Consider the following 6,287-nt stretch of genomic DNA (forward strand, 5'->3'; position numbering starts at 1 on the left):
AAAACCACACTTGGAAAAGATAGACAATTTTATTTCTGAAATGGCCTCCTTAGTATGGGGTTTGCCGCTATTGATGCTTTTGATTGGTGGTGGATTGTATCTTATAATACGAATTAAGTTTCTGCCTTTTCGTTATTTGGGCCACGCTATAGCTGTACTTCGCGGAAAATATGACAATGAAAGTGATGCTGGCGAAATAACACATTTTCAAGCGCTAATGACAGCTCTATCCTCAACAGTAGGGATGGGTAATATTGCAGGGGTGGCAGTTGCAATTGCAATTGGGGGCCCGGGAGCAGTTTTTTGGATGTGGGTGAGTGCTGTAATAGGGATGTCAACCAAATTTTTTACTGCAACTTTGGCAATTCTTTATCGCGGAAAAGATAGTGAAGGAAAAATTCAGGGTGGCCCCATGTATTTTATTACTGAAGGTCTGGGAAAAAAATGGATGCCTTTAGCTGTTTTCTTTAGTATTGCGGGATTGGTTGGGGCATTGCCAGTTTTTAACGTAAACCAACTCACACAAGCTATAAATGATATACTTTTAAAACCAGCTGGGCTATACAATGGGTTTCAAACCGATTTAATAATTGGTTTGGTCTTGGCGGCAATTACTGCAATTGTAATTTTAGGCGGGCTTTCGCGAATCAGTAAAACGGCTTCAAGGATGGTTCCAGGAATGGTTATACTGTATTTTATATTGGTTTTGGTCATTTTAGTGATTCATATAGACGTCGTTCCAAAATATTTGGGAATGATTTTCACAGATGCTTTTTCAGCAAATTTTTATAAAGGGGATACATTTTTGGGTGGTGTTGTTGGTGGAATTATTCTTTTAGGAATTCGGCGTGGCGCATTTTCAAATGAAGCGGGGATAGGTACCGCGCCAATGGCCCATGGTGCAGCAAAAACCAACGAGCCTATTCGCGAAGGATTGGTGGCAATGCTGGGGCCCGCAATTGATACATTGATTATCTGTACACTAACTGCGCTGGCGATTTTGGTAACGGGCGTTTGGCAAAGTAGCGATGCTAACGGAGTGAGCTTAACGGCATCGGCTTTTGAGGAAAGTATTCCTTACTACGGAAAATATGGTTTACTGCTTTGTATTATCACCTTTAGTATTTCTTCGCTTTTTTCGTATTCCTATTATGGAAGTAAGTGTATGTCTTTTCTTTTTGGAGCGAAAAATAAAGGAATTTATAACTATTTCTACATTATAAGTATTCTTATCGGGGCTACAACTTCGCTTAGTATGATGATTAATTTGATTGACACTTTTTTCGCGATGATGGCAATTCCCACTATGACGGCTACCATAATCCTTGCTCCGAAAGTAATAAAGGAAGCAAAAATTTATTTTAAGAAATTAAAACGATTGAATTAATTTAAACTGTCAATAGTACGATTTACCATTGCAGTGAATTTCTTTGCACCATCAGGATTTAAGTGATTTTCATTTAAAAAATCTTTTACTGTAAAATTTAGAGTGTCGGTTTCTTTGTTTAGTAGAACCACATTGCCGTATTTGCTTTTAATTATACCAAGTACACTATCACGACGGCGAACGACGTTTGGATTCCTTTCATTTAAATAGGTTTTATAGAGCGGAAGTGTGCAGACAATCACCTTTAAATTTTCGGCTTGCATATAATCCAACATTTCAAAAAGATAGGCTGTGTTCTTTTTGAAAACATCCAAGTCTTCCCGATTGATTATACTGAATTTGTGCGCTGCAATCTTTGTTTCGTCATGGTTTAATTTTTTGAACGCCCCATCATATTTATTGGTGTCGAAACCGTATTCGTTGAGCTTTTCAGTACTGGATTTGTGCACGTAATATTCCATTAATTTATAGGAAAAAAAGCGTGTGTTTGAGAGGTAAACCAATCGGTCTTTATACCAAGTGGGCCTTTCAAAAGCATTCACACCATAATACTTCAGATAGATTGTGTTTTTCCAGTAATCATTGGGATGGTGGGGTAATTCCAAATGATTATACGATACCTCAAGTAACACATATTTCAACTTTGGAAGCCTATTTATTGTTCCTTTCAGGATATGAAAATCTTCGTTGTGATGCTGTGAAGTGGAGCTCAGGTTAATAGCCCTTTTATCGATGAATGCAGGGTTAAAGCCACATTTCATTTGTGAAGACCCCAAGCCCATAATCTCAATTTCTTGGGAATGAGTTTTTAGATAATTGCCAAATACTTTGTAATTGATTGGAATGTTCAAAACCAGTAGTTCTAATACAAAATAGGCGATGACCACCGGAGTGAAGAAGACCAGGCAGTATTTTAAAAAACGAAGTTGTGCTTCGCTAAAACTGAAAATAGATAAAGTCTTCTTTGGGTCCGGCATATCGGAAAATTATAAAAATGAAAATATAATAAATAATCCAGCGTGTAGGTCTGTTGATATATTTGTCGATTTGGATTAAAGGAAAATCTTTAGTGCGTGTTATTATTTCGGAGGCCATCATAATAAAAACAAAAACCAAAAATCGTTTGTCTATCAACGACCCGATAGTTTCACTGGGAATAAAGGAAAAAATTCTTTTTAAAATGAGTCTTAATTCGTCAATATTTTGGCTTCTAAAAAGTATGCTGGATGCTGTAATAAACAATAAGCTGAAAATAGGCAATAAAAATCTTGGAATAAGAGATTTATGATAAAGACTGGATTTCCGGTCTTTCGTCAACGGTGTACGTTCCGAAATCATCAAAACCCCCTGAAAAACCCCGAAGATAATAAAAGTCCAATCTGCTCCGTGCCAAAGCCCGATCAAGCCCATAGTTACAAAGATGGCAACATTACGACGTGTGGTGTTGCGCAGATTTTTTTGGATTATGGGGAAATAGACATAATCATTGAACCATCTCGTGAGTGTGATGTGCCAACGTTGCCAAAAATCGGTAACACTTTTTGCCAAATACGGAATGTTGAAATTTTTACTGAGTTTGAAGCCAAAGAGCTTTGCTGTTCCAATGGCAATATCTGAATAGCCAGAAAAGTCTCCATAAATCTGAAAAAAGAAAAGTATGGAGGCATAGACCAGTGCAAGGCTGCCATAATTTTCAGGACTTGCATAGACTGTATTTACAATGCGAGCAGCATTGTCTGCAATTACCATTTTTTTGAAAAGACCCCATAAAATTTGCCGTAGTCCTTCTTTTACCTCTTCAGTGTTAAAAGCACGTTTTTTATTGAATTGCGGCAACAAATCGGAAGCTTTTTCAATAGGGCCCGCGACAAGTTGCGGAAAGAAGCCGACAAAGCAGAGAAAATTGAGCAAGTTTCGGGTGGGGGCAATGCGGTTCTTATATACATCAATAGTGTAGCTCATTGTTTGGAAGGTATAAAAACTGAGCCCTACCGGAAGTATAAGGTTTAGCGTACTAAAGGCGTATTCGTCCTGTTGCATATTAAACAGCATCGCAAATTCATCAATAAAAAAGTTGTAATATTTAAAAAGAAATAGAACTCCTAAATTCCATACAATACTGCTATAGAGGTAAAGCTTTTGCTTGCTATTGTTACCCGAGCTTTTAATAGCGAGTGCTGCAAAATAATCTATCAGTGAACTTGCGACAATAAGGAAAAGAAAGCGCCAATCCCACAACCCATAAAAATAATAGCTTGCAAGAAGCAGGATGGCATTTTGGGCTTTTATTCTTTTAAAACCAACCGCCCAGTAGAGCAAGAGCGTAATGGGGAGAAACAATCCAAATGAAAAGGAGCTGAATAACAAAAGTTGCCAGAATTTGGTGTAAATATAACAAAAAACAGACCGCTGTAAATTTTCATTTACAACGGTTTATTTTTATTTGACATTGTTTTTTAGAATATTGAAATTTTCATGAAAGATCTATTCAAAATAACTAAAAGTTTCCCCGTCTTTTATATTTAGAAGTGTTTCATAAATAAGTTTGATGACGTTCTCAACATCGTTTCGGTGAACCATTTCTACAGTAGTATGCATATAGCGTAAAGGTAGTGATATCAATGCACTAGCCACACCGCCGTTGCTGTATGCAAAAGCATCAGTGTCTGTTCCCGTAGCTCTGGATAGCGCTGCGCGTTGAAAGGGAATCATGTTTTTTTCGGCAGTATCAACGATCAAATCTCGAAGTTTTTGTTGCACTGCGGGAGCATATGCTATTACTGGTCCACAGCCAATTTCTGCCATTCCCTGTTTCTTTTTGTCGATCATTGGGGTAGTGGTGTCGTGGGTGACGTCTGTTACAATTGCAATATTGGGCTTAATGCGTTCTGCAATCATTTCAGCACCGCGGAGGCCAATTTCTTCCTGAACGGAATTAGTTATATAAAGACCGAAAGGAAGTTTATTTTTGTTTTCGTGAAGTAACCTTGCAACTTCGGCTATCATAAAACCGCCCATTCTATTATCTAAAGCACGGCACACAAATTTATCCCCGTTCAAAATATGGAATTGATCGGGATAGGTAATCACACAGCCCACATGAATACCCATATTCTCTACTTCTTCTTTGTCTTTTGCGCCAACGTCTATAAAAATGTTTTCGGGTTTTGGAGTTTCTTCTTTTGCTTTGTCGCGCGTATGGATTGCAGGCCAACCAAAAACGCCCTTAATAATGCCTTTTTTTGTGTGAATATTCACAATTTTTGAAGGGGCAATTTGGTGGTCACTTCCTCCATTTCTTATTACATACAGCAGTCCGCTGTCACATATATAGTTTACGTACCAGGAAATTTCATCGGCGTGGCCTTCAATTACAACCTTAAATTTGGCTTTGGGGTTTATAACGCCCACCGCAGTTCCGTAGGTATCGGTGAAAAATTCATCTACGTAGGGTTTCAGATAGTTCATCCACAATTTTTGGCCGTCCCATTCATAGCCAGTTGGGGCAGCATTGTTTAAATATTCCTCTAAAAATTTTAGCGATTTGTCATTCAATATTGAAGTAGTCATAAATTAATTTTTCTGAAAAGTGTCTGTTCGGTAAAATTAGCAATTTCTTATTAAGACCGACCGTGCAATTTGCTTATTTTTGGAACGTTTTTGGATAATGCATAGCTTTCTATAAAAAACTATTTAAATGAAAAGTAGAGTACCTATATATATATGTATCATAATATTCAGTTTGACCGCCACTTATGGCCAGGTAGATACTGAATCTCTAGAAAAGCAAAAAGACTCCACCGAGATTATGTACTATATAGTTGAAGGTGATACCATCGCTCATGAAATGATTAATCTTGATGAAGTATATCTGCTGAAAAAGGTAAAGTTCATGTCAGAGAAGGATAGGCGTCGTTATTTAATACTTCGCAGAAAGACCAGAAAAGTTTATCCATATGCAAAACTTGCTGCCGAGCGGTTGACAACGATGACAGAAAGATTAAAAACAATTGAAAAAAAGAGCGACAGAAAAAGATACACCAAACTGGTACAAGACTATATTGAAGGAGAGTTTTCTGATAAGCTGAAGAAATTGACCCACACCGAGGGTCAGATATTAGTAAAACTCATTCACAGGCAAACAGGTCGCACGGCTTATGAACTTGTAAAAGAACTGCGCACGGGTTGGCGTGCCTTTTGGTATAATACCACTGCTAGTCTTTTTGAGATTTCCCTTAAAGAAGAATACAAACCTTTTGAAGTAAAAGAAGACTATTTAATAGAAGATATTCTCGAACGATCCTTTCGGGAGAACATACTTGAGCGCCAAGCTCCTTCATCTCCAATTGATTATTTGGATTTGACCGCTCATTGGAACAAAAAGGCTGTTAATAACTAATAGGCAATACAAGTTGCACAGAAGTTTTAAAGGAAGTATTTTTGCAGTTCGCTCTTTTAATTTTTGAATGTTTTCTATTTTGTGGAAAAACCTGTCTTCACAGGCTTGTTTGTGATTGCCTTTGATTTTTTTCATATCTTGAATAGCTCATATAAACTTTTTTGTTTTATAATTTAGTAGCTTTCAGTCGCTTAAAACCTGCTGAAAAAAACATTCAAAATAAATCAAATTAAGTTTGGTTTATTAAATAAAGACGTTGTATATTTGCACCCGCTTAGAGAGATAGGCACGGTCTTAAAAATGGTGAAAAGGAAATGATAGCAACGGTTCAACTCCGTTCCACCAACAATTGAATCTTTGTTTTTAACAAAGAAAAGTTCATTGAGATATTGAAATTGACAGCGTAGATTAATTACCGAAAGGTAGTTAGTCAACAAAGAAACTAAACTAAGTGAGATTTTCTGAGATTTTTTTGAGGGAGTCGAGCTCTTACTGGAGTAT

5 protein-coding genes are annotated in these 6,287 nt (G+C 37.2%); 2 read left to right on the forward strand and 3 right to left on the reverse strand.

The window, feature by feature from the left end:
• Positions 1–10 precede the first annotated feature (10 nt).
• The gene (locus tag ESU54_RS08085; protein ID WP_111845468.1) at positions 11–1,387 is read left to right on the forward strand and encodes an alanine/glycine:cation symporter family protein; all 1,377 of its coding nucleotides are present in this window, start codon (positions 11–13) and stop codon (positions 1,385–1,387) included.
• Here the strand turns inward: ESU54_RS08085 and ESU54_RS08090 are convergent.
• From ESU54_RS08090 to ESU54_RS08100, 3 genes are all read right to left on the reverse strand, one after another.
• Positions 1,384–2,364 carry a hypothetical protein gene (locus tag ESU54_RS08090; protein ID WP_111845469.1) on the reverse strand — a complete coding sequence of 327 codons (981 nt, stop codon included), beginning with the start codon at positions 2,362–2,364 and terminating at the stop codon, positions 1,384–1,386. The two genes, ESU54_RS08085 and ESU54_RS08090, sit on opposite strands and share 4 nt — an antisense overlap.
• Positions 2,324–3,754, reverse strand: a complete 1,431-nt coding sequence (locus ESU54_RS08095; protein ID WP_146744028.1) for an MBOAT family O-acyltransferase — start codon at positions 3,752–3,754, stop codon at positions 2,324–2,326. Before ESU54_RS08095 ends, ESU54_RS08090 begins: the two co-directional genes overlap by 41 nt.
• A 117-nt stretch (positions 3,755–3,871) precedes the next feature.
• The gene (locus ESU54_RS08100; protein ID WP_111845471.1) at positions 3,872–4,957 is read right to left on the reverse strand and encodes a M42 family metallopeptidase; all 1,086 of its coding nucleotides are present in this window, start codon (positions 4,955–4,957) and stop codon (positions 3,872–3,874) included.
• Between the two features lie 127 nt (positions 4,958–5,084).
• Here ESU54_RS08100 and ESU54_RS08105 point away from each other — a divergent pair, with 127 nt between their 5' ends.
• Positions 5,085–5,786 carry a DUF4294 domain-containing protein gene (locus ESU54_RS08105; protein WP_111845472.1) on the forward strand — a complete coding sequence of 234 codons (702 nt, stop codon included), beginning with the start codon at positions 5,085–5,087 and terminating at the stop codon, positions 5,784–5,786.
• Positions 5,787–6,287 lie beyond the last annotated feature (501 nt).

The organism is Aequorivita antarctica (assembly GCF_007997155.1).
Taxonomy (GTDB): Bacteria; Bacteroidota; Bacteroidia; order Flavobacteriales; family Flavobacteriaceae; genus Aequorivita; species Aequorivita antarctica.